27 protein-coding genes and 1 pseudogene are annotated in these 19,428 nt (G+C 59.5%); 13 read left to right on the top strand and 15 right to left on the bottom strand.

All coding sequences use genetic code 11. The features are described 5' to 3' along the window. The first annotated feature begins 30 nt into the window (after positions 1-30). Positions 31-900, top strand: coding sequence for a LysR substrate-binding domain-containing protein (locus WDX12_RS17310; RefSeq protein ID WP_434725658.1), 870 nt, complete (start codon positions 31-33; stop codon positions 898-900). Here WDX12_RS17310 and WDX12_RS17305 read toward each other — a convergent pair. From WDX12_RS17305 to WDX12_RS17285, 5 genes and pseudogenes are all read right to left on the bottom strand, one after another. Continuing rightward, positions 897-1,418: pseudogene (locus tag WDX12_RS17305) on the bottom strand (cupin domain-containing protein). The gene WDX12_RS17310 and the pseudogene WDX12_RS17305 overlap by 4 nt on opposite strands. Positions 1,419-1,539: 121 nt before the next feature. After that, positions 1,540-1,905 carry a YybH family protein gene (locus tag WDX12_RS17300; protein WP_434721351.1) on the bottom strand — a complete coding sequence of 122 codons (366 nt, stop codon included), beginning with the start codon at positions 1,903-1,905 and terminating at the stop codon, positions 1,540-1,542. 533 nt (positions 1,906-2,438) lie between these two features. Continuing rightward, positions 2,439-2,660 carry a hypothetical protein gene (locus WDX12_RS17295; RefSeq protein WP_320293574.1) on the bottom strand — a complete coding sequence of 74 codons (222 nt, stop codon included), beginning with the start codon at positions 2,658-2,660 and terminating at the stop codon, positions 2,439-2,441. A gap of 120 nt (positions 2,661-2,780) precedes the next feature. After that, positions 2,781-3,284: a hypothetical protein gene (locus tag WDX12_RS17290; RefSeq protein ID WP_434721350.1), complete on the bottom strand. Its 504-nt coding sequence runs from the start codon at positions 3,282-3,284 to the stop codon at positions 2,781-2,783. Between the two features lie 162 nt (positions 3,285-3,446). Continuing rightward, complete coding sequence (locus WDX12_RS17285; protein ID WP_434725657.1) at positions 3,447-3,551, bottom strand: hypothetical protein; 105 nt, start codon at positions 3,549-3,551, stop codon at positions 3,447-3,449. Between the two features lie 11 nt (positions 3,552-3,562). On the opposite strand from WDX12_RS17285, the gene WDX12_RS17280 reads away from it, so the two are divergent. The 4 genes from WDX12_RS17280 to WDX12_RS17265 all read left to right on the top strand — a co-directional run bounded on the left by WDX12_RS17280 (position 3,563) and on the right by WDX12_RS17265 (position 6,586). Further along, a complete protein-coding gene (locus WDX12_RS17280) occupies positions 3,563-3,694 on the top strand; it encodes a hypothetical protein (RefSeq protein WP_434721349.1) in 132 nt (43 codons plus the stop codon). A 243-nt stretch (positions 3,695-3,937) separates the two neighbouring features. Beyond that, a complete protein-coding gene (locus tag WDX12_RS17275) occupies positions 3,938-4,846 on the top strand; it encodes a ribonuclease Z (protein ID WP_320293572.1) in 909 nt (302 codons plus the stop codon). Positions 4,847-4,971: 125 nt separating this feature from the next. Beyond that, a complete protein-coding gene (locus WDX12_RS17270; protein ID WP_434721348.1) occupies positions 4,972-5,439 on the top strand; it encodes a metallophosphoesterase family protein in 468 nt (155 codons plus the stop codon). Positions 5,440-6,355: 916 nt separating this feature from the next. Further along, positions 6,356-6,586 carry a hypothetical protein gene (locus tag WDX12_RS17265; protein WP_434721347.1) on the top strand — a complete coding sequence of 77 codons (231 nt, stop codon included), beginning with the start codon at positions 6,356-6,358 and terminating at the stop codon, positions 6,584-6,586. 228 nt (positions 6,587-6,814) lie between these two features. Here the strand turns inward: WDX12_RS17265 and WDX12_RS17260 are convergent, their stop codons facing one another. After that, positions 6,815-7,321: a cupin domain-containing protein gene (locus tag WDX12_RS17260; protein WP_320293569.1), complete on the bottom strand. Its 507-nt coding sequence runs from the start codon at positions 7,319-7,321 to the stop codon at positions 6,815-6,817. A gap of 251 nt (positions 7,322-7,572) precedes the next feature. Here WDX12_RS17260 and WDX12_RS17255 point away from each other — a divergent pair, with 251 nt between their 5' ends. Beyond that, the gene (locus tag WDX12_RS17255) at positions 7,573-7,938 is read left to right on the top strand and encodes a hypothetical protein (protein ID WP_320293568.1); all 366 of its coding nucleotides are present in this window, start codon (positions 7,573-7,575) and stop codon (positions 7,936-7,938) included. A 684-nt stretch (positions 7,939-8,622) separates the two neighbouring features. On the opposite strand, the gene WDX12_RS17250 is transcribed toward WDX12_RS17255, so the two are convergent. The 3 genes from WDX12_RS17250 to WDX12_RS17240 all read right to left on the bottom strand — a co-directional run bounded on the left by WDX12_RS17250 (position 8,623) and on the right by WDX12_RS17240 (position 10,675). After that, on the bottom strand, positions 8,623-8,985 hold the full coding sequence (locus WDX12_RS17250; RefSeq protein WP_434721346.1) for a hypothetical protein: 363 nt from the start codon (positions 8,983-8,985) through the stop codon (positions 8,623-8,625). A gap of 365 nt (positions 8,986-9,350) precedes the next feature. Continuing rightward, positions 9,351-9,842 (bottom strand): hypothetical protein, encoded by a 492-nt coding sequence (locus WDX12_RS17245; RefSeq protein WP_434721345.1) that lies wholly within the window; start codon positions 9,840-9,842, stop codon positions 9,351-9,353. 380 nt (positions 9,843-10,222) lie between these two features. Continuing rightward, on the bottom strand, positions 10,223-10,675 hold the full coding sequence (locus tag WDX12_RS17240) for a hypothetical protein (protein WP_434721344.1): 453 nt from the start codon (positions 10,673-10,675) through the stop codon (positions 10,223-10,225). A 95-nt stretch (positions 10,676-10,770) separates the two neighbouring features. On the opposite strand from WDX12_RS17240, the gene WDX12_RS17235 reads away from it, so the two are divergent. Beyond that, positions 10,771-11,202, top strand: coding sequence for a GNAT family N-acetyltransferase (locus tag WDX12_RS17235; protein ID WP_434721343.1), 432 nt, complete (start codon positions 10,771-10,773; stop codon positions 11,200-11,202). Positions 11,203-11,544: 342 nt separating this feature from the next. On the opposite strand, the gene WDX12_RS17230 is transcribed toward WDX12_RS17235, so the two are convergent. The 3 genes from WDX12_RS17230 to WDX12_RS17220 form a co-directional block, all read right to left on the bottom strand. Further along, entirely contained in the window at positions 11,545-11,721 is a 177-nt protein-coding gene (locus tag WDX12_RS17230; RefSeq protein ID WP_434721342.1) for a hypothetical protein, read from the bottom strand. A gap of 138 nt (positions 11,722-11,859) precedes the next feature. Continuing rightward, entirely contained in the window at positions 11,860-12,126 is a 267-nt protein-coding gene (locus tag WDX12_RS17225; protein WP_434721341.1) for a hypothetical protein, read from the bottom strand. Positions 12,127-12,358: 232 nt separating this feature from the next. Beyond that, positions 12,359-12,739, bottom strand: coding sequence for a hypothetical protein (locus tag WDX12_RS17220; protein ID WP_434721340.1), 381 nt, complete (start codon positions 12,737-12,739; stop codon positions 12,359-12,361). 104 nt (positions 12,740-12,843) lie between these two features. Between WDX12_RS17220 and WDX12_RS17215 the strand changes: the two genes are divergently transcribed. The 3 genes from WDX12_RS17215 to WDX12_RS17205 all read left to right on the top strand — a co-directional run bounded on the left by WDX12_RS17215 (position 12,844) and on the right by WDX12_RS17205 (position 13,895). Then, positions 12,844-13,062, top strand: coding sequence for a hypothetical protein (locus tag WDX12_RS17215; RefSeq protein WP_434721339.1), 219 nt, complete (start codon positions 12,844-12,846; stop codon positions 13,060-13,062). Between the two features lie 402 nt (positions 13,063-13,464). Continuing rightward, a complete protein-coding gene (locus WDX12_RS17210; RefSeq protein ID WP_434721338.1) occupies positions 13,465-13,731 on the top strand; it encodes a hypothetical protein in 267 nt (88 codons plus the stop codon). Then, positions 13,728-13,895 (top strand): hypothetical protein, encoded by a 168-nt coding sequence (locus tag WDX12_RS17205; protein ID WP_320293558.1) that lies wholly within the window; start codon positions 13,728-13,730, stop codon positions 13,893-13,895. The genes WDX12_RS17210 and WDX12_RS17205 overlap by 4 nt, the downstream gene beginning before the upstream one ends. 483 nt (positions 13,896-14,378) lie before the next feature. Here the strand turns inward: WDX12_RS17205 and WDX12_RS17200 are convergent, their stop codons facing one another. Next, entirely contained in the window at positions 14,379-15,254 is an 876-nt protein-coding gene (locus tag WDX12_RS17200) for an ATP-dependent DNA ligase (RefSeq protein WP_434721337.1), read from the bottom strand. A gap of 129 nt (positions 15,255-15,383) precedes the next feature. Here WDX12_RS17200 and WDX12_RS17195 point away from each other — a divergent pair, with 129 nt between their 5' ends. From WDX12_RS17195 to WDX12_RS17185, 3 genes are all read left to right on the top strand, one after another. Further along, positions 15,384-15,569, top strand: coding sequence for a DUF3606 domain-containing protein (locus WDX12_RS17195; RefSeq protein WP_434721336.1), 186 nt, complete (start codon positions 15,384-15,386; stop codon positions 15,567-15,569). A gap of 236 nt (positions 15,570-15,805) precedes the next feature. Then, entirely contained in the window at positions 15,806-16,087 is a 282-nt protein-coding gene (locus tag WDX12_RS17190; protein ID WP_434721335.1) for a hypothetical protein, read from the top strand. Positions 16,088-16,266: 179 nt separating this feature from the next. After that, positions 16,267-16,968 (top strand): thermonuclease family protein, encoded by a 702-nt coding sequence (locus tag WDX12_RS17185; protein ID WP_434721334.1) that lies wholly within the window; start codon positions 16,267-16,269, stop codon positions 16,966-16,968. Positions 16,969-17,222: 254 nt separating this feature from the next. Here WDX12_RS17185 and WDX12_RS17180 read toward each other — a convergent pair whose 3' ends face one another. Both WDX12_RS17180 and WDX12_RS17175 read right to left on the bottom strand, forming a co-directional pair. Continuing rightward, a complete protein-coding gene (locus tag WDX12_RS17180; RefSeq protein WP_434721333.1) occupies positions 17,223-18,161 on the bottom strand; it encodes a LysR substrate-binding domain-containing protein in 939 nt (312 codons plus the stop codon). Further along, positions 18,151-19,407, bottom strand: a complete 1,257-nt coding sequence (locus tag WDX12_RS17175; RefSeq protein ID WP_434721332.1) for an aminotransferase class I/II-fold pyridoxal phosphate-dependent enzyme — start codon at positions 19,405-19,407, stop codon at positions 18,151-18,153. Before WDX12_RS17175 ends, WDX12_RS17180 begins: the two co-directional genes overlap by 11 nt. Positions 19,408-19,428 lie beyond the last annotated feature (21 nt).

Below are 19,428 nucleotides of genomic sequence, written 5' to 3'. Positions count from 1 at the left end.
GACCCGCAGCCGCCAACGGGAGCCAAGTCAATGCGCTACGTGCAACTGAGAGCATTTCATCAGGTCGCGATTTCCGGCGGTTTCTCGCGTGCGGCCGAAGCGCTTTTCCTCACCCAGCCAGCGATCTCCGACCAGGTTCGCAAGCTCGAGGAAGAATATGACGTGCTGCTGTTCAACCGGAACAAGAAGCAGGTGACGCTGACTGCTCAGGGCCAGAGGCTGCTGGAGATAACGCACCGCATGTTCGAGACGGAGCAGCAGGCGCTGGAACTGCTAACGGAATCGCGCGCGTTGCGCTCCGGTACGCTGCGCATCGTCGCCGACGCCGCGCACCACCTTCTGCACATCCTCGGCGCCTTTCGTGCCCGCTATCCTGGAGTCCAGGTTTCCCTGCGCTCCGGCAACACCGAAAGCGTGATCGGCAACCTTTACAGCTACGAAGCCGATCTTGGGGTGCTTGGCGAAGTGCCCGCCGGGCGCGATTTCGAGATACTCAAACTCAACTCTACGCCGATCATCGCCTTCGTATCCGCCGGCCACCCGCTGGCGGCCAGGAAGTCGCTGACGCTCACACAGCTGGCGCAGGAACCGCTAGTGATGCGAGAACGTGGCTCCAAGACCCGGAAGAAGCTGGAAGATCTCGCTGCCGCCTCGAACGTTGAACTCAAGCCCGTCATCGAAGCCGAGGGGCGTGAGGCTGTCCGCGAGATCGTTGCCTCAGGGGCCGGTGTCGGTTTTGTCTCGGCGGCCGAGTTCGGCCATGATTCCCGACTGGTGCCGATTTCGATCAATGCGCCCGAGACTCTGATGGACGAAGCCTTGATTTGCCTGCGCGAACGCAGTGGCGGCAAGCTCGTGCGCGCCTTTCTCGACATGGCGCGCTCGATGTCGAACGACTAAAGCAATTCCGGGAAAAGTGTCAGCGGTTTTCCGTCCGGAATTGCGTCAAAACAAGAGATAGAGCGGTTCGCCGTTTCTTCCTGGGTGTCCAGGGCCCTCGCCACCAGAGTCGTGGGCAGGTAGTTGCGAATCAGCCGTTCATGGGGCGGCGCAACGAAGAACCGCCCGCACAGCAGATCCAGTTGCTCGCCCTGGCCGTCGTTCTCGCTCAGCATCCATCCGGCGGAGCCCAGGCTTTCGTGCGTCCGGATGGGCGTTTGCCCGCTACCGTCGTGCAGCACATGCGCCGCGCCCGTGACGGAGCAATACAATATCTCCGCTCACTAGCTCACGCGCCGTTTTCGCCCCGGATCGTCGAGAATGGCCCGACCCTTGACTATGACGTGATAGGGGATCTCGTTGGCCGCCGATCGGCCCCAGGCAACACGCCACAGCGCACCGTAGGCGCAGCGAACCTCGAGCTGACCGGTAACGGTATTGATTTGCAAGAGATGGCTAAGCCAGTCCACCTCAGACATTGGACCCCGAAAACCTGAAATGCCAAACATCTTATCGTAATTGTGCATTGAAGAAATAGAAGAAGTCTATCTGCTTCATTTCCATCGCCTCCGCGGCCAACTCGACAACGAACCAAAGCCCTCAGTCGGTGCTGTTAAGGCTGCACATGCGTATGAGCCACGACCCGTCGGCCTGTTGTTCGAAGACGTCGACCGACGTACCGTTGCCGACCTCCAAGCCCTCGGTATAGGTAGCCAGGCACCAAGCCAAGTCACCAGATTTGCCCGCGTGTATCACTGTCATTTTCTTGTCGGTCGCCTCGCTATGCCCGTTCGTCCAGGTTGCGTGGAGGGCTTCGATCGCGTCGCGGCCCCGAGCAGGAGGCGCGTAGGGCGAATGTAGCTCTGCATCGGCCGTAAACATCGCGCCGCATGTTTGGGCGTCGCCGGCTCGATAGGCAGCCACATAGGCATTCCAGAAAACCTGCAGTTCCTCGTGGATCGACATCGGCAGCCCTCCGGGTACCAGATTTATATTAGCAATTTCTCATGTATTCGACAATTCTCCTGCGCTGGTCGACCGCTGGCCATCTTCCCACCTAACCGTCATCGCGGTGACCCCCATGGGTGGCTGCGTCGGTCTCCCTTCTGGCAGTATGCGACCTCACACCGCGCGCATGTGTCCGCTTATGGGATGTCGCAAAGGCGGGCGATACGTCTGCGTTGAGGCGCATTGCCGACCGGCAGCTTGGGGGCCGACAGCGGACCGTCAGGTATTGGCCGGCATTAGCGACAAGCTGCCGTTCTGCTGCCGACCCATTGCGGCCATTCGAGGCACTGCGGCAGGTTCCTGAGAGTTGACGTTCGCTTCATCTCGCTGACAGTTGGAGCTTTAGTGGACCATGTTCGCCAATCGAGCTTATGGTGTGTGGCTCAACGACTTCGACTGCGCTCCGTGAAGGCGACGAACTCGGTGGTGACAAGCTGCCGTCGCTGGCCGCGTTCATCGGGGATGTTCGGCCGGCGATTGGCTCGAACGTGCTAACCCGCCAAAGAATGCTCGATACCCTGGCCGGGCGGTAGCACCAGAGGGCCTCGGTTCCGCGCGGCGTACAGGATCTCGTCTTCCTCAGTGAGCCCGTTCAAGAACAGCTTGAAAAGGTGAGCCGCCAGTTTCTGGCCGCGCGTGCTGTCGAGCAAAATCCCGCGCTCCTCGCACAGGGTTTTATGGATTCGGGCAAGCATCGCAAGTTCGTCGTCCATGACGATTTGGCCGGGGTACAACATAGCCTTTCCTCCTCGAAAGCTACGAAGCCCGCAGAGTGCGACAAGCATGTGAAGTCCGCAATTAATTTTGATGTGATCGGACAGCTGCCGGGCGTCCTACCTTTTGACCGGATTCCCCCCGATGAGGTCGGCTGCCATTTCGCGCGCCTGGTCGCTCATGCGGCGCATCTGGTCGCGGTTGGCCTTGCTCTTCTTAATGGTCTCCCGAAGGGTCTGGGGCTCTTTCTTGGCCTTCAGATTGTCCAGGATCGCGACGGACTCGGCGAAGATCCCCATGGTTTCCTCTTGGACCCCTATCGCCTTGTCCATGCCCTTTGAAAAACTCTCCAGCTTCTCCGTCACGGTCTCGAAGTCGGCGAGGAACTGGTGTTGACGGGCTCGATTGGCTGTGGCCTGCGCGAACACGGTTCCCACCGATATCAGCGCACCAATCGAGATAAGGAAGCCTAGGACGCGGAAGGCGAATACAGACCAGCTAATTCCGTCTGTATTGGCCCATGCCACGATGGGACTGACGTAGCTCCATGCGGTACCGAGAACTACTACAATCGCACCGGCGCCAATGATGCCGGACCACCGCTTTGGCTGCGCGTCTGCCAAAATACTCTTCAAACTTGTTGAGAAAGCCTGTGTCGACCATCCAACGCCCCCGTCAGAATTCCTTGCAATAATATGTGAGCAAACCGGTGGCTTTGTAAGAGGTCGACTCTAGCGGAACAAATCAGGAACGTATTCATACCCCGATTAATTGCCGGAGACATCCTATGCCTGCCCCGCCACAAAGGTATTCACTCTGACGTCGTCGTCCTCTTCCTTCGCCGTGAGGCCCAGCAAAGCCATGATCGAATAGCGGCGGCCGTAGGTCAGCCCTGAGCCGTATGCCTGCCGACAGCAATGTGACCGAACAAGCCATGGTCGCGATCGAAATCAGTGCTGCGATTTCCATGTTGGTCGAGGACATTCCGGGCGACGTGGAAGGAGCCCTAAGTCTCGGCCGCTCGATGCTTTAAAACGGCCACCAAGCTAGCGCCAGGACGACGCCAGCGGACGCGGCGAAGGCGACGTGACTGCTGTCTGAGCGTCCGCTTTTAGGAAACTGTACCACTAGCCGGAACGACTACCATGCGGCGCAAAGCAGCCGTTTGAAGTGGCCCCGGCAAATGATCAGGCCATCGTCCATGAGATCGATTCACGTATCAAAGGGTGTTCCCGCAGACCCTTTGCTTGGTGGTTCATGAGGTTACACTGGCCTCATGACCTTCAAACTGACATTCCTTGGCACCTCGGCGAGCGTGCCCTCGGCCGAACGCAATCATCCAAGTCTCCTCATTGAATCCGGAGGCCAGCGGATCTTGGTTGATTGCGGCGAAGGTACTCAGCGACAGCTGCTGCGTGCCCGAGCCGGCTTCAGGCGGCTCGACCGTCTGCTTCTCACGCATGCGCACTTCGATCACGTGCTCGGGATTCCGGGGCTGTTCTCGACACTTCGGCTCAGGCAGAGCGAAGAACTCGTGTCCGTTCACGGAAGCCGGGAAACCCTCGACGTCGTTGCCCGCATGCTCGCGGGTCTATGGGGCGAAGGTCGGGCGCCGATCTCTTTGGATCTCGTGCCGCTGACGCCGGGTTTGGTCGTCGACGCAGATGAGTTCAGGATCGACTGCTTCCAAGTCCGACATCGCGATACCGATAGCTACGGGTTCGTATTCGAGACGCCGCCGCGTCGACACCTTCGCCCGGACCGTTTGGCGGCGCTGGGTGTGCCGGATGGTCCAATCAGAAAGGAACTGGCGGAGGGCCGCTCCATCATCCTCTGCGATGGCAAGGCGGTTGCACCTGAAGAAGTTCTTGGGCAGCCCGAAGGCGCCAAGAAGCTCGTCATTATCGGCGATACCGAGACCACCGATGGTTTGAGAGAACAGGTACGCGGCGCCGATTTGCTGGTCATCGAAGCCACGTTCCTTCAACGAGATTCAGGCATGGCCCGCGAGTACGGCCATCTCACAGCGGCGGAAGCCGCATCGGTGGCGGCGAACAACCATGTGAAGCAACTCGTTCTCACCCACATCTCCGGCCGCTATTCTGATGAGGAAATCCTAGCCGAGGCCATGCAGACGTTTGCGAACTCCGCGGTCGCAACGGATTTCACAATCCTTACGGTCTAGGGGCGCGTATTCATAAATTCAGAATGTCCGCTTTTGAAAGGTAAAGTGGACTCGCGCCCCCGGGTACGGGGCCCAGATCGATCGTATCTGATCCCAAAGCACTTTGGGTTCCCATAGCTCGAACGATGACATTCAGGATCGGCATCATTTCGGACACACACGGCTTGTTGAGGCCCGAGGCAGAGCGTCGCCTGGCCGGTGTCGATCATATCATTCACGGCGGAGATATAGGCAGGCCAGAGATCATCGCCGCGCTTCGAAGGATTGCGCCGGTCACCGCCATCAGAGGAAACGTGGACACCGGAACCTGGGCCGCGCAGTACGCTGAGACTGAGCTCGTGCGGCTTGCGGGGCGAACGATCTATGTGCTTCACGACTTGAAGACGCTGCAGATCTCGCCGGCCGCGCTTGGCATCGACATGGTAATCTCGGGCCACTCTCACATTCCAAAGATCGAGACTGTCGATGGGGTGCTCTACTTAAATCCCGGCAGCGCCGGCCGGCGGCGCTTCAAGCTGCCGATCACGTTGGCGACGGTCGATGTCACGCCTAGCCACATGCAACCAGTCATTCACGAACTCGGCGACGCTTGATGCGTCGCACGCACCCTGAGGCGAATTGGACGCCAAGAAATGTCTGGAATGGGCTGAAAGCTGAACATGTGCTTTCGGGATATTTGGACCAAATTGCCAACCTTTCCATCGAAGGAACCGCACTGGGGATGAAGAACAGCACGCCAAGCAAGCGCTTCATCCTTGCACGCGCAGCGCGAGTGCCGCCCAGGCGCCGCTGACCAGTGCCAAGGCGCTGGCGACAAAGCCGGTGACAAGGCTGCCCTAGGCTTGGCTGAACTCCTACCGCGGAATTGGAAAGTGCAATCTGCGAGATTGGCTGCCTGACCCGAGCCGAACTTCACCTTAGCTACCAGCCTGACGGTTCGGACCGACGTTTCGTGACAGGCGGCGCACCGCGGCCGCATTCAATTCGCCATCGTCTGCGCTGCGCCGTTGGCGTGAGCTGGACCGGCGTGGGGCAGCATGGGTTCAGCGAGAACCGCGGCTTCCGTTGCGACCTATGCCCTATGTGACTGCTCTCTGGCGAGTTGTTGTCCGCCGCCAGAGAGCAGGGCGACGCAGCGGCCTGCGTCGCCGGGATTAAGGCCGCTTAGTTCAGTGCGGCCTTCTCCAGGCCGAACTTGCGTCCGCCGAACCCCGGCACCGTCTTGATGCCCGGTCGTCGGCGGATTTCGCGCTTGCCAAGACTGCTTTGCGCTACATGTCCTCTTGATGGGCACGCTTCTAATCGACGCCTTGGCTTGCCTGATGCTGGTTGGTGCAGTCTGGAGTTACCGGCGGCGGGATTTGATCGGAATGTGGAGCTGTCTTCTAGGGGCCGTCTTCGTGGTGCTGGTGCTGCTGTTGCCAATCTAGGACGTGCGAGGAAGGGCCCGCTTGTGCGCGCGCAATAGTTGCGCAATGCTGCTCCTGCAAGTTTTGCGGGGATAAGACAATGTTTCACGACATATGCCTGCAAGCCTTTCGACTGGGCGGGGTGGATGCAGTCAACGCGCTTCTCAAACAGCAATTCCCATTTGTTGCTGATCGAGTCCGCGCAATGGAGGATCTTCAGGACACTGGCTATTGGTCCATCGCCTGGCATGAGAAAAAGCATCCAGACGGCGGGATGTACCGCGACTTCGGAAGCGTCAGAGAATACCTTGCCGACGATGACGAGGGTTAGACCAAATTTGCGCGTCGCCCTTGCGCGGCCTTCCTCCATTCGCATGTTTCGCCTGCAGCAGAAGCGCATACATCTTTGCCAGCCGCTGCTACTCCGTTGAGCCGACTCCTCGAAGTTCCAGCCGGGCTAGGCCCGGTAGCCCTCCTGAGCTGACTACCGGGCCGCTCCCGTGTTTAAGCAGAAACCAGCGGCGCGCTTTCTTCGCTGCCCTTTGGCTCTCATCTTTTCTCACTTCTTCTTCGGAGCGTCAGCCGGGTTGACGAAAGTGATGCCACCAGGGGCGCTAACCTGAACGTCAATGATCCCCCCTTCATCTCCGGTCCACACGTAGTGCTTGCCTCCAGGCTGTAACGCAAAAAACGCTCCCGGCTTAAGCCATGGGCCGGTCTGGTCGACCTTATCTCCAAACCCGAACCCAACCTGACCGCTAATCAACCACACGGCCTCCGCGTTGGGATGGCTGTGCGGCGGAACGACGTAGTGAGGTGGAAATTTTACACGGGCAACGCTCCAGTCGCCGGACTGCGCCAGCACAGCGACTTTTGCGCCAGGCGGAAGGTCGCCGATGTCCTGCCATTTCAGGTCAGGACTGTCGGTCGTTAGGACGGGGGTTGTCTTTACGCCTTCTTGACCCTCAGCAGCCAGTGCCTCGCTTCCAGATACAAGGGCTGCCGCACTTGCCAGTCCGAGCAAAAGGAGCATTGATCGGCCATTAGATCGCGACGAAATCATCATGGTACGCATCCTCCCTGTTCGTCACGCGCGTGTGTGCGCGAAACCGCTTATATTAGCAGACACGCATTCACTTGGCGCCGGGCGTTACCGAAATTGATGGGGCGATAGGAATCTGTACCCGTCGTCGGGCAAATGCGGCTGCCATCATCCTTTTAGGGAAAGCAGATGCCAGGTCGGGAAGTCCGTCGTTCCAGGGGGCTGATCCATGCCAAGCGCGGCGAGATCACAATTATCGACCGGCCCGGAATGGCTTGGGCGATGGTGCGGAAAGTCTGCCGCAGGTCATTGCCCCATTTCGACAGATCGTGGCGTTTTTCCTTGTGTTCGGCCATGTGACCGCTTTCGCTGTCGGCCGGAAAGAGCCAATCCCGGGATTGCTCTTCATAGAGGGCCCGACCAATGCGCATCGCGCGAACCAGACAACGGATCATGGCGTTCGAAAGCGGGATATCGAATGCTTTGACCTCGCCGCCCTTCGGTCGGGGTATGTGCAGGACACGGGCAGGAAAATCGACATGCTCGACCGTGCCTTCCTGATCGCTTCAGGGCGATGGCCCGAAAGCAGCATGAACAGATGGAACTCCCGCCGGACAGGATTCTTCAAAGCCGCGAGCTGAGTGAACCATCCTTCCAAATCCGAAAGCCCAAGCGCGGTGTTGGGCGTGCAACGAGAAACATCAGGAAAGCCCGTCTGACAAATTTCTAATCTGTAGGTCACAGATTCGATTCCTGGCGGGATCACCAACAAAATCAAGGAGTTGGTGAGAGATATGCGGCGTCAGCATGTTGCATCATGTTGCAACTGGCACGCCGCAGTTTTCAACGGTTTTCACTGATGCGCGGCTACTGGACGCGACATGAAGCGCGACATGAAATGAGTCCGGAAGCCGAAGCCGCCAGGCGCAAAACAAGCCAACGCAGAAAGCCGGCAACCGACGCTCTGCGAGCGGGGGACGGGGGAAGGTCGTCGGTTGCCTGAGACCGAGGGGCCATATCTGTTGGGGAAATGCCTAGGCCCTGACAGGAGAACCGGCATCCCGGCTTCGCGTTCCCGCTCTCACGCAGGCGTGAAAAAACCCGGCCACCGAAGCAGCCGGGCAGATGGGAATAAAGCAAGAAGAGGGGGGTATTCTCGGCCCGCTACCGGATTCCGTCAATCGTTGGCGTTGAAAATGGTTGCCGAAGGCTAGGCGCCCGCATCGCTGAAAATTCACCATGCCGTAATGACTGTAAGAGCGCCTTTGGAACAAGTCCGCCAGGAGCCGAGTTGTTGCGACGAAGGGGCAATCCAACCTGAAGGTTCAATCGCAATGAAAACAGTGCTTTTCGCCGCTCTGGCGTTCTGCATCGCCGCTCCGGCTGTCGCATCCGCTGCCGAGGCAGATGTGGTCAAGACGCATCACAGGCATCATCACCATAGCACAGCCGTTGTCATTAAGGATGGGCATCGTCTCCATCACCGTCGCCACGGCACGGTCGCCTTCTATGATCACGGCAAGCGGCATCATCACTCCACGAAGTTGGTCATCAAAAAAAGCCATCACAGGCATCATCACCGAGTCGTTGTCAAAAGCACCGCTGAGTAAATCGATCTCGGTCGGAACAAGGCCCGGAAGCCTAAGCCTCCGGGCCTGCGTGTCTAATTTTAGCAAAATGTGAAACAAAGCGATTTCGCGAGCGTTGCAGCTTCCACACAAGGGAGCTTAGACGATGGACTCGGCAACCGCGGCAGTGATGGTTTTGCTCTCGTGCAGCCCGGGCGCGGCTTCCATTTGCAAACCCGTGGACACGACGTCCCCCATGTTTGCATCGATGGAGCAATGTCGAACGTCATTGGCTGACAGGCTTGCCGACGGTCCCAATGGGAAATTAATAGGCCGCTGTCGCCCCATTGACCCAACCGTCACAGGTTCGCTGCCGGCCGGTTTTGCGACTGTCGTGGTCACACGCGGGATTGGCCGCTCCGTCGGATATATCGTTCCTCATAAAGACTAAGGGCCCGGCCACCTGAGCAGCCGGGCCAAATTCGTCAGCTGGCAAATTTCAGAGGCCCTGCCCGCCCTCGATAAAGCCGGGCTGTCATGTCGGCGTGGTCGCCTTCGCGTTCTTCTTCGTCATGCGGCTCGTCCTGGATATCGCCGCCATGCTCGTCCTCAAGCTCCCGATCGCAGTGGGAACTGCCGCGGCCGTCGGTGAATACGCTGCTGACGGATTTCGGTCCGCGCTCGCCCCATCCTAACCAGGGCGCGGCGTCGGCACCGTCCTCCAGGTCGCAATCGGCCTCCATGACGTCGAGAGCGGTGATCAACGCCGTGGCGCGGTCGAACGGGTCGTTAAGTTGCTGTTCGATCGCCTGCCGCCATGAGCGCGGATCTGCGCCGGCAGGGATGCCGACGGGCTTGAAGCTTCCGACGGGCGGGCCGGAACAGAGGCCGCGGCGCCAAGCAGCATGAAGCGGCGGGAAAACCGCCCTGGGACGATCTGCATTTCCTCGCATCGCCCTTGCGCGGCCTTCCTCCATTCGCATGTTTCGCCTGCATCAGAAGAGCATACATCTTTGCCAGCCGGTGCACTCCGTTGAGCCCACTCCTCGAAGTTCCAGCCGGCCAGGCCCGGTGTCCCATGCCCCTCTACCCCAGGAGAAGAGCGCCGGGCCGCCTGTGAGAGTCGCCCCACATGGCACCAGCGCGCGTTTCCCTTCGCCGCTCTCCTACACCGCTCTTACCTCGATCGCCCTCTGGCGGGCTTCCCTGGCCAACGCCATGCATTGCAGCGACCAATCGATGTTCGCCTCGCAACCTTCTTACGCGAAGCACGTTAGAACCCGGCTGAGCGTCTAAGGGAGGATCGCAATGGACAGAACCGGTAACCGCGGCGATGGTTTTGAGGCGTTCATGGCCTTCATGCTAGGCTTGTCCGTGATAGGTGCTGGGATATCGATCTATTTCGCCGGCTGAGCCTCAAACGCGCGTCTCCCCGTTGCGCTGTCCTACAACCTGCCGAGACGCCTTTCGCTTGCTGGCGCCTCTGGCAGGCGGCAAGGAAGCGTGCCTTGGCCTCTGCCTTGGCTCGGGCAAGCCTCTCCTCCCGCACCCTCTCCCGCTCGAGCCTGAATTCCTCCGGCAGCGGTGGATGCTCGACCGGCGGCTTTTTCATGGTCCATTTATCGCCGCCGTAGCCCCAATGCTCTATGCCGACGAGTTCGGATCCTGAGAACGCACATGAGCAATTGAGCTTGGCGAAATGCAGTACCCGAGCATCCCACCAGACCGCCTCTATGTTGGCCAGGCCGGCGCCTTCCTTCCAGGGTGACCAGCCCTTGCCGGGCCGCTCGACGAGTTCGTGATCCTGCATGCCGCGGATGTTGCATAAGTCGCGGCTTATCGGCAAGCCTCAACTGAGCCTGCGTGGCGCCGGTCAATTTTTGCCGATATCATCGGCCAATCACCATGGCTGCTCTAACCATTCTGCCCGTCCCAATTGCCTCCGACCTGGGGCTTCTCGCCTTGGAAATCCGGCGCAAGGTTTTCATTGTCGGCCAGAGCGTGCCCGAGACGATCGAGCGCGATGCTTACGATGCTGAGGCGCTTCACCTCGTGGCAATTGATAACGGCGATGTCGTCGGCACGCTGCGGGTCGTATTTCTGCCCGAGCATGCCAAGTTCGGGCGGGTCGCTGTGCTGCCACAGGCACGCGGGAAAGGAATTGCCACCCGGATGATGCATTTGGGAATGGAACTTGCGAGGGCGCGTGGGGAAATGAGGTTCTTTCTTACGGCCCAGGCAGACAAGACCACGCTTTACGAGAAACTTGGCTTTGTCGCTTATGGTGACGAGTTTGAGGAAGCCGGCATGCCACATCGGGCTATGAGGACGTACTGATCAAGGACAAGGCGTCCTTCGCTGCGAGGATGCGGGAGCGCTCCCTTGCTCAGCCCGGAAGCGCTTAAGGGCTATTCAATGCGTTTGATGAGACCCTTGTCGAGACGGAAAACCCCGTCATTGCCGCCCTGCTTCTCAAAGTCGGTCTGTATCTCGTCCCATGTGCCGAGATATCGGCCGCAATCGCTACAGGTGATTGGAGTGGTTGGAGCGGCATCCGTTGGAATTCGCAGCCGCACTGTGTGGCAGTACGGGCATTCAAGTAGGTGGTCGAGATATTTTGGGGCTTCCGACATTGGACTCCACTCCCCTAATCCGATGAGACTGAGGTCGGACGGCCGATTAGGGCTTATTCAGGAGCCGCGCCTCGCGAAGAAGCGAATTAGAATCATTGCCGATCAGGTCGATTAGATCGCGCGCCTGTGCTTCGGTGATGCTGGTTTCCCTCATGAGAAACCGTACCCGAAACTCTTTTTGCGCCAGTATGTGAGCGGCGCGCTCTTCGCCATCGCGGACCACAGGGCACTCCCGTAATCAGACGGGAGCGCGTTCTGCGTCTCTCAGGCGCCAATGGTGTCCAGTGGATGGTTACCGGCGATTGACAGCAACGGGTGCCGAGCTGATTTAGTTCCAACTAAATTTCAAATTGAGACGCTATCACCGCTTTCGCTGCTCTGGCGTCATCGCGTGGTTTGTGAATTGCAGGTTTCGGTCGTTGCGGCCGGCGGCGCGGCACTCATGGCAATAGATAATTTTCAGCAGATCCCAGTGGAGGCAGGGCTGGTCAGGCCCGAGCCGCCTGGCCAGCGCGGCGACGTCGAGCATCGCCCTTCGCCTGCATGTGAGACAATAAACCGATAGGCCTGTGCCGGCCGCAAGCTTGCCGCCGAGCGTGCCTTCCGAAAACGGATACTCCTTGCCCATGGCGATCTCCTACGAGGTCGCCCCACCCGAGCCCCATATGGCGTTTGGTGATTATCGTTCGCAAGAGGAGGAGCAAACATCGTTCCTCTCTTTGAAGGATGACCTCGGCCGCACACCCCGCTAGTTTGCTGAGAGAAGATCGGCATTCCTCTTCTTCGGCCGATCGTTCCGGCACCCGTCGCTGCTGCGGATGTACCAGCGGCGACGGGAGCGGCGGCGGTCGACGCGCTCATCATCTCTTCAAGAAATTAGCCTCACGACGCAGGGAGTCCCAGTCGATTCCGATCTGTCTTATCAGCTCTTCGGCTTGCTCGTGGGTAATGCCCGTCTCTCTCACCAAACGTCCGGCCATCAGATCCAGGGCGACCTCTGCCGTCTTGTCGCTTCCATCGCCTTCGGCCAAGCTGCCTTCGCGGTGCTGCATCGCGTCGAAGATCACCCCAAAGACACTACCAACTTCCTCGCTGATTTCTTCCGGGTCGATGCCTTCACGTTTTGCGGCCTTCATCACATGGCCGACCAGGTCGCAAATGGCGGCCGGGTCGTCTGTCATTGCGTTTGGCAGATGCTCCGACATCCATCGATCGAGAAAGTTGATGCCGCGCGTGCTCATCATTTTCCATAAGCATGATCCGCATATTAGGTTCCGCTGATCTTGGTTGGACCTTGAACCTTCTCTTTCGCGGAGCGTTGCCATTGGATTCAGGAGGGTTTCCGATGGCGTGTTTTCAAGTCGAAGAGTTCTATGGCGAACGCCTCGTTGCCACGACGTCTACAGAGGCCCCTGATGCGTTCAGCGCCGCAGAGACCCTGACGGGAAAGACGATCTCCACCAAGGCCTTGCAAGAGCACTGGTTTCGGGTTGTCGACGAACGCGAAGGCACCGTCCACGAATTCAGCATTGCAGAAGAGCCGCCAAAGGACTTTGCCAAATAATGAACTGCTTCGGCGCAAAGCCCGGCTCGCAGATCGAGGGTGACACAGGAATATGCGAGCCGGGCCTAGCCGCCTCACCTATTCCGGGGGGAAGTGGTTTTAAACTCGGCGGTAAGTAAAAGTTGTTCGATAATCCCTCGTGCTGCAATGAGGACTGAGGTCCCATTACGCTACCTGCTATGGTCTATTCGGCAGTGAAAGAGCCCGCCTGCCATGGGTGCCAGACGGGCTCTTTATCGGGCCTCCCTGCGGACACGCTTATCCAGAGTGGGCCTGGTTACGTGCTACCCCGCCCGACGCGACGTGCGCTGAGCGCGCCGACTGTTTAATCAACTTCACCCGTAGCCTTATGTTCCATTAGCAAACGCTTGACTAAGCCGCTCACCGCCCCAGACTCCAGGTATGGCGAAGGGCTCTTTCAAGGTCGGCGATGAGGTGGTTATTACCGCGACCGTCCGGAAGCGCGTGACGGAAGACCGCGTGGCGGTCCTGATCCCATCGTACAACCAGCCTCACAGCATTGTCGACACGACTCCCGGCATAAGCAGCGGTCAGAAGATCGACCTCATAGGCGAGGTGACGCGGGTTGACGAAAGCACCGTCACCGTGAGCGGCGAGCATCTCGGGATAACAGTCAGCCGCGACGCGGTAAGGCGACGTTCTTCATGACGAGGGACGCAGCCATCGGCATCATGCTCGAGGAACAGGTGAACGGCCACTATGGCCCGACGTTGCTCGACGAGGCCGAGGCATTATCAGTGGCGATTGTTGCCACGGTCGAGAGACTGTCGTTCGACAGCACGCCGAAGCCGCCTGCGAGCAGTATCAGATGAATAGGTCGCTGATGGGTGGTGTGATGACGCCTAGCGAGGCGATTCACATAGGATCGCGGGTAGGCTCAGTGAGGCAACAGGCTAAAGACTGCGACCACAAGAACCGCGGCGACTAGCGCCAGAACGATTGCGGCGAGCGTTATGCGTTTGACCCAGACTTGCCGAGCGGATCGAGCGCCATTGCGTCGTAGGCGCATAAAGGCGCCGCCCATCCTCTCCGAAGCGATCGGCATTCGGATAGGCCTTCGGCGGCTTTCGTCTTGGCTTGAGCATCAGCAACCCCTCTCGCCCCACGCATATTAGCGTAAGCTTGTGCTCAACATCCGTCGCCGGCATACTTCCCTGGGGAGAGGGTTGTGGGCAAGCGCTACCGCTATGTAGCGGACAATGAGTACAACCGCCGGCGTTTTCGATGATGGGTTACAGCCGTAGAGGATCTGTTGCGGGCCGTTTTCGAGCGGCGAAGAGCCTAGCTCCTGCCGATTAGGTCTCCCAAAAATTCTTCAGCGTTGCATGGCGAAGCTTGTCCTCGCCCCTCAGGAACTTCACCACGCCGACCAATCCTGGTTTCAGCCATTCGGCCTTTTCTTTCGCCAAGCCCGCCGGCGGCGGGGCTCCGGCCTTGTCTTGCGCGCGTTCCCATAGTTGCCGCCGCTTGTCAGCCTTGAAGGTGACGAAGGCACCGCCCATGTAGCGGCCATTGTCAGCCATCAACACCATCGCCGGCTTCCCCGTCTCGCGCTTGACGCCGATGATGTCCATTTCCTTTTCGACGAAGCATTTGATCTTGCGCCAGTTCATAGTCGCGCCGCTGCGATAGACGCTGTCCAGCCGCTTCGAAACGATGCCTTCTAGGCCCGCCTCGCACGCCAGATGGTAGACCGCGTCGCCGGTGCCAGGCAGCGATTCGCTAAATTGGATATGGCCGCCACCTGGAATGAGAGCCTGCAGGATCTCGCGACGGTCCTTCAGCGGCATATCGCGCAGATCGTGACCGCTGAGGTGGAGGAGATCAAAAGCGACAAGATAAAGGTCCTGCGGGCGCCTAGTAATGGCCGAGCGCAGCGCATGGAAATCGGACAGTCCTGCTTCATTGGTAACGACTGTCTCGTTTTCGATGATGAAGCTCTCCGCCTCGATCGCGCTCGCCTCCGCGGCAAGCGGCCGATATTTGGCTGTCCAATCGATCCCGGTCTTGGTGTAGAGGCGGATGCCGTCAGCATCCCTGATGAGTTGGGTGCGGTAGCCATCAAATTTGACTTCGTGGCTCCATCCGTCACCCTTGGGCGGCTGCTCGACCAGCTCGGGCTCCATCGGGCGGATGAAGGACAGCCGGACGCCGCCGGCGGGCTTACGCATCGAAATCCCACGCGATACTCGAATTTGATTCAATATCGCATAGCTGGAATCGTTCCGTTAGCATTTGCTGAAAAGCCAAGGAACATTCGCGCTTGGCCGCTGTTCTTCCATCTCTCAGGAGGAACGGCCATGGCAGACGACAAGACGAAGCGCGATTTCCGGGACCGCGACCGCGTGTCCGCGGACGAGGATTATGAGGTCCGCTACTTCGCCAAGCAGCACAGGATTACGCCCGAGCAAGTTCGGGAACTGATCGGTGAGCACGGCACGAACCGTAAGATCTTGGAACGCGAGGCCCGGAAATTGCGCGGGTGACGAGCTTTCGACCTTGGCCCGCCTATCGACGGGCGCCGAGATGGGGCGCCCCTCCTCGCGAACAGCATCACATGCGGCCAGACAATCGACCGGCGCGATCTCCACCAAGCCATCTGGCATGAATAGTCCCGACCACGCCCCGGTTGAACTGGAAGGTTGATCTCAGATTCTTTCAGGGACGCGGAACAAATCTCGCGGATCGAAGTTACTTAGCGCCGCTTACGGGGACCCACGCGATGCTCCTTGCCCTGGACGATGCGATCTCGACAGCTGTTTTGGCCGGCAGAGGCGCAGACGCGGAAATCTTCGGAGTGATCGATCTCACCAGCAAAAGTGAAGTCCGGACCGGCGCCATCAGCTTAGGGAGAGCTATCCAGTTCGTGGCCAATGCTTCAGTGCTTGGATACGACGTTCGCGGTGCAATGGTGTTATACGGTGAACCAGGGACGCCAAGCTTGCGGGCTTGGGACTGCGACCATCTTTGGGCGCAATACGGCGGCGCTCTGATCCAGCCATAGTGGACTTCGATTCTATTTAAGAGCATCCTCCCGAGCGGGGGAAGGGCTTGGATAGGTCTCGTCACTACAATCGATCTGATCAATGGCGCAAGCGCGCCGGAGCAAAGCGATCGCGCGCCCTGCGGTGGGCGAGTGCGCCACGGCGTCTGATTTTCGTGACTGTCGCCGCAGCCGGCGCCTTGGCCGCACAAACCGCCATGCAGCGCAGCGACAGCTTGCCCGAGATGAATCTGCACAACTTGATCGGCCCCAAGCCGGAGCCGATCATCGGCGTTGCATCCGTCATCGACGGCGACACGATTGAGGTTCACGGACAGCGCATTCGCCTCAACGGCATCGACGCGCCCGAGAGCCGCCAATATTGCGACGACGCCAACGGGTCCGAGTATCCCTGCGGCCGGCGATCGGCCCAAGCGTTGGATACTTTCCTGGCCGCATCGCGGCCGGTGCAGTGCACTTTCGTGACCTGGGATCGTTATCACCGCTTTGTCGGCGACTGCAGGCGCGCCGACGGCGCCAGCGTAGCGGCGTGGATGGTCGAGCATGGCCAGGCGCTCGACTGGCCCCGCTACAGCCATGGCACCTACTCAGAACAGCAGGCGCAAGCAGAAGCGGCGAAGGTCGGCCTTTGGGTCGGCAACTTCCAAGCACCGTGGGACTGGCGCGCGTCCCATGCCGACGGCGCGACGCCATCGAGCCAGCCCCTCGGCGTCGTCAGCCGCAAGCTGGTCGCCCAGAGCGGTAGCTATTCGTGCGAGCCGCGACGGTACTGCTCGCAGATCAGCTCGTGCGACGAGGCCCAATGGTACCTGTACAACTGCTCTTGGGGCCGGAAGCTGGATCGGGACGGCGACGGAGTGGCGTGCGAGACGCTTTGCTAGGATCCGGGAGCGGCGACTTCCGCATTGCGACAAGATTTCTCAATTTTCACATGGGCCTCTGCCCGGTTGTTCGGTTCGGGCCGCCTTCTAGCGACGCGCTGTGAGCAAGGGATGCGGCACTTGCGGTGAGCCGTTCCTGGCCGCGGTGAGCGCGTTTCTGTTTCCTCGGCCATTGGCGGAATCGCCGTCCATCGAGGCAACTGTTTTGCTCAACTCCGGACGAAAATCTGTTACGAGCGCTGCTGGAAATTGCTCTAACGACAGCATGTGCGCGTGGAGCGTTTTGGTGGTGGAGTCGTATTGGCCATGTTTCTGGCAACGCCAACCAGCCGCAAAACAGCACGTTTCGGGTTCGTTTCAAGCCAGAAGGCTTTGATCGAAATGTTGCGGCCCTGGAGCGGTTTCCATGCCGTTCCATCAATGGCAACGGTTTGCGCAAAGCTCTCGCCTGCCAAAGCAATGCCTTGGCCTAGCTGTACATTGAAGATGACCGTCGCCTGGCCAGCTTGGCACATTTTGACATCGGGGCCACCCACTTCGGCGACGACGCCTTCGAGCATGTGGAAATCCAGCAGCGGTCCGCTCGTTCCGATCGGCACGAGCAGTTGCATGCCGGCAAGCTCTGCCCATGTGACAGCCTGCTTTTCGGCGAGCGGATGACCAGCCTGCATGAGAACGAAGACGCGCTCCTGCCACAACATCTCGGCTCTGCACGACGTGACGGTGCCGAACCCAGACGCAAAGACGACATCGAGGCGCCGGCGGCGCACAGCCGTCACGCATTGTTCACGCGGAGTATCCTCAATGGTCAAACTGATATGCGGACAGGATTTACGGAAACGATCGACAAGGCGCTTCAGGAATTCTCCGCCCGCGACCGCGCACAGCCCAATCCTGAGCGAATTTGCGTCCCTATTGTCGCGGGCGGTATCTCGGAAAGCTTCCTGCAAACCCTCGTAGTGGGCCCGAACGACCTCGGTCCACGCTCGGCCTGCCTCGGTCAAACGAACACCGCGAACGTCGCGCTCGAACAGCTGCATCTCCAAAAGCTGTTCGAGCTTAACGACGTTGCGGCTTACACTGGACTCGCGCACTCGTAGCTCCTTGGCCGCCTGCCTCAAGCTGCCATACTCCATGGCTGCAAAGGCGTAAGTCAGCAGCCTGAGCGCGTTGCCGTAGGCGTTATGGCTCATGGGCTTTGCGGATATCATCCCGGATCGTTTCGATTTCAGCGCACAGCGATCGGATCTGTTCCTCGGAATGACCCGCCGTCAGACAGACGCGCAGGCCGGCCTGCCGGCGGGCTACGGTCGGAAAGAAGATGGCCGACGCATAGAAGCCTTTTTGCAGAAGGACCCTAGCGGCTGCGACTGCCATCAATTCATCGCCAAGATGAACCGTGCGGATGGGAAGCGGCTTTCCGCTTTGCGCGGTGGGCATAAGCGCGTCGAAGAGGGCAATTCGTTCCTGGAGGGCAGCCTGCAGCCGGCCGAGCTCGCCCGTGCGGTGCAGCCTGGCTGAAGCGAGCCCTGCTCCAATCGCGGCCGTGTTGATCGACGCCGAAAACGCGTGAGCCACCGAGAATCGGCGAAAGAGGTTTTCCTGATGGACGGTACCCAGCATCAACATGCCGCCCGATGCACCGAAGCCCTTGCCGAGGGACGCAGCGACAATGGTTCGGCTGCCAAGCTCGTCCATCTGCGACCTGGCAAAGCCTTGCCCTTTGTCGCCAAACAGCGAAATGCCATGCGCATCGTCGATGTAGAGAAAGAGGCCGTATTTTTCCTGGAGGCGGCGCAGTTCCTCGATTGGAGCGCTGCCACCCATGGAGTAGACGCCATCGCAAATGTAGGCGACCGCCTCGTTCTTGCGGCAGAGCCGCTCCAGACCAGCGAGGTCGTTGTGTGCCAAAGTCTCGACCCGCGTTTCGCTGGCGATGGTTCCCTTGTGGTAGGCGAGCGTCGCGTGAGCGAGCCGATCGAAGGCCATGACCGGCTTATAGCCACCAGTGAGGTGTCCAGAGGCAATCAAAGGCAGGGCACTCATGTTGGCGGCGAGCACGGTTGTGTAAGTGATCACCTTCGCGTTGAAGAGATCGGAAAGCGAAGCTTCCAATTCGCCCAGGCTGGCGAAATTCAAGCGGGTGCGAGCACACGACCAATGAAGCGTGCCCGAGCTTCGGACGGCGTCGACGGCGCCGGCGACAATGGCCGGATGATTGTCCAAGCCGAGATAGGAGCAGCGAACAAAGTCGACGATCTGGCGGCCATCGTGGTTCAGGACGACTGTCCGGCCCTCGGAAGGACGAACATAGACCGCCATGATACCCTGATAGTGAGCGGCCTCGAAATGCGTATCGGCCGCTTCGATCAGACTGGCTGTGTTTCTGAAGGCTGCATGCGTCCGCCCGGCAAAATGACGGGGAATATGATCTTTCATAAATCAGGCTCCGAACTGTCG

Origin of the sequence: Mesorhizobium sp. RIZ17, from assembly GCF_051127865.1 — a bacterium.
GTDB lineage: Bacteria > Pseudomonadota > Alphaproteobacteria > Rhizobiales > Rhizobiaceae > Mesorhizobium > Mesorhizobium humile.
The sequence above is the reverse complement of the archived record's forward strand: the minus strand, read 5'-3'. Positions and strand labels throughout refer to the sequence as shown.

What these genes read in the sequence shown, in the direction of transcription:
- WDX12_RS17210 (WP_434721338.1), top strand. Translation starts at nt 13,465, where the DNA reads ATGGCGAAGGGCTCTTTCAAGGTCGGCGATGAGGTGGTTATTACCGCG.
- WDX12_RS17295 (WP_320293574.1), bottom strand. Translation starts at nt 2,660, where the DNA reads ATGGACGACGAACTTGCGATGCTTGCCCGAATCCATAAAACCCTGTGC.
- WDX12_RS17265 (WP_434721347.1), top strand. Translation starts at nt 6,356, where the DNA reads ATGTTTCACGACATATGCCTGCAAGCCTTTCGACTGGGCGGGGTGGAT.
- WDX12_RS17280 (WP_434721349.1), top strand. Translation starts at nt 3,563, where the DNA reads ATGCCTGCCGACAGCAATGTGACCGAACAAGCCATGGTCGCGATCGAA.
- WDX12_RS17180 (WP_434721333.1), bottom strand. Translation starts at nt 18,161, where the DNA reads ATGAGCCATAACGCCTACGGCAACGCGCTCAGGCTGCTGACTTACGCC.
- WDX12_RS17300 (WP_434721351.1), bottom strand. Translation starts at nt 1,905, where the DNA reads ATGTCGATCCACGAGGAACTGCAGGTTTTCTGGAATGCCTATGTGGCT.
- WDX12_RS17275 (WP_320293572.1), top strand. Translation starts at nt 3,938, where the DNA reads ATGACCTTCAAACTGACATTCCTTGGCACCTCGGCGAGCGTGCCCTCG.
- WDX12_RS17235 (WP_434721343.1), top strand. Translation starts at nt 10,771, where the DNA reads ATGGCTGCTCTAACCATTCTGCCCGTCCCAATTGCCTCCGACCTGGGG.
- WDX12_RS17215 (WP_434721339.1), top strand. Translation starts at nt 12,844, where the DNA reads ATGGCGTGTTTTCAAGTCGAAGAGTTCTATGGCGAACGCCTCGTTGCC.
- WDX12_RS17220 (WP_434721340.1), bottom strand. Translation starts at nt 12,739, where the DNA reads ATGAGCACGCGCGGCATCAACTTTCTCGATCGATGGATGTCGGAGCAT.
- WDX12_RS17205 (WP_320293558.1), top strand. Translation starts at nt 13,728, where the DNA reads ATGACGAGGGACGCAGCCATCGGCATCATGCTCGAGGAACAGGTGAAC.
- WDX12_RS17200 (WP_434721337.1), bottom strand. Translation starts at nt 15,254, where the DNA reads ATGCGTAAGCCCGCCGGCGGCGTCCGGCTGTCCTTCATCCGCCCGATG.
- WDX12_RS17260 (WP_320293569.1), bottom strand. Translation starts at nt 7,321, where the DNA reads ATGATGATTTCGTCGCGATCTAATGGCCGATCAATGCTCCTTTTGCTC.
- WDX12_RS17240 (WP_434721344.1), bottom strand. Translation starts at nt 10,675, where the DNA reads ATGCAGGATCACGAACTCGTCGAGCGGCCCGGCAAGGGCTGGTCACCC.
- WDX12_RS17270 (WP_434721348.1), top strand. Translation starts at nt 4,972, where the DNA reads ATGACATTCAGGATCGGCATCATTTCGGACACACACGGCTTGTTGAGG.
- WDX12_RS17195 (WP_434721336.1), top strand. Translation starts at nt 15,384, where the DNA reads ATGGCAGACGACAAGACGAAGCGCGATTTCCGGGACCGCGACCGCGTG.
- WDX12_RS17245 (WP_434721345.1), bottom strand. Translation starts at nt 9,842, where the DNA reads ATGGAGGAAGGCCGCGCAAGGGCGATGCGAGGAAATGCAGATCGTCCC.
- WDX12_RS17310 (WP_434725658.1), top strand. Translation starts at nt 31, where the DNA reads ATGCGCTACGTGCAACTGAGAGCATTTCATCAGGTCGCGATTTCCGGC.
- WDX12_RS17225 (WP_434721341.1), bottom strand. Translation starts at nt 12,126, where the DNA reads ATGGGCAAGGAGTATCCGTTTTCGGAAGGCACGCTCGGCGGCAAGCTT.
- WDX12_RS17175 (WP_434721332.1), bottom strand. Translation starts at nt 19,407, where the DNA reads ATGAAAGATCATATTCCCCGTCATTTTGCCGGGCGGACGCATGCAGCC.
- WDX12_RS17190 (WP_434721335.1), top strand. Translation starts at nt 15,806, where the DNA reads ATGCTCCTTGCCCTGGACGATGCGATCTCGACAGCTGTTTTGGCCGGC.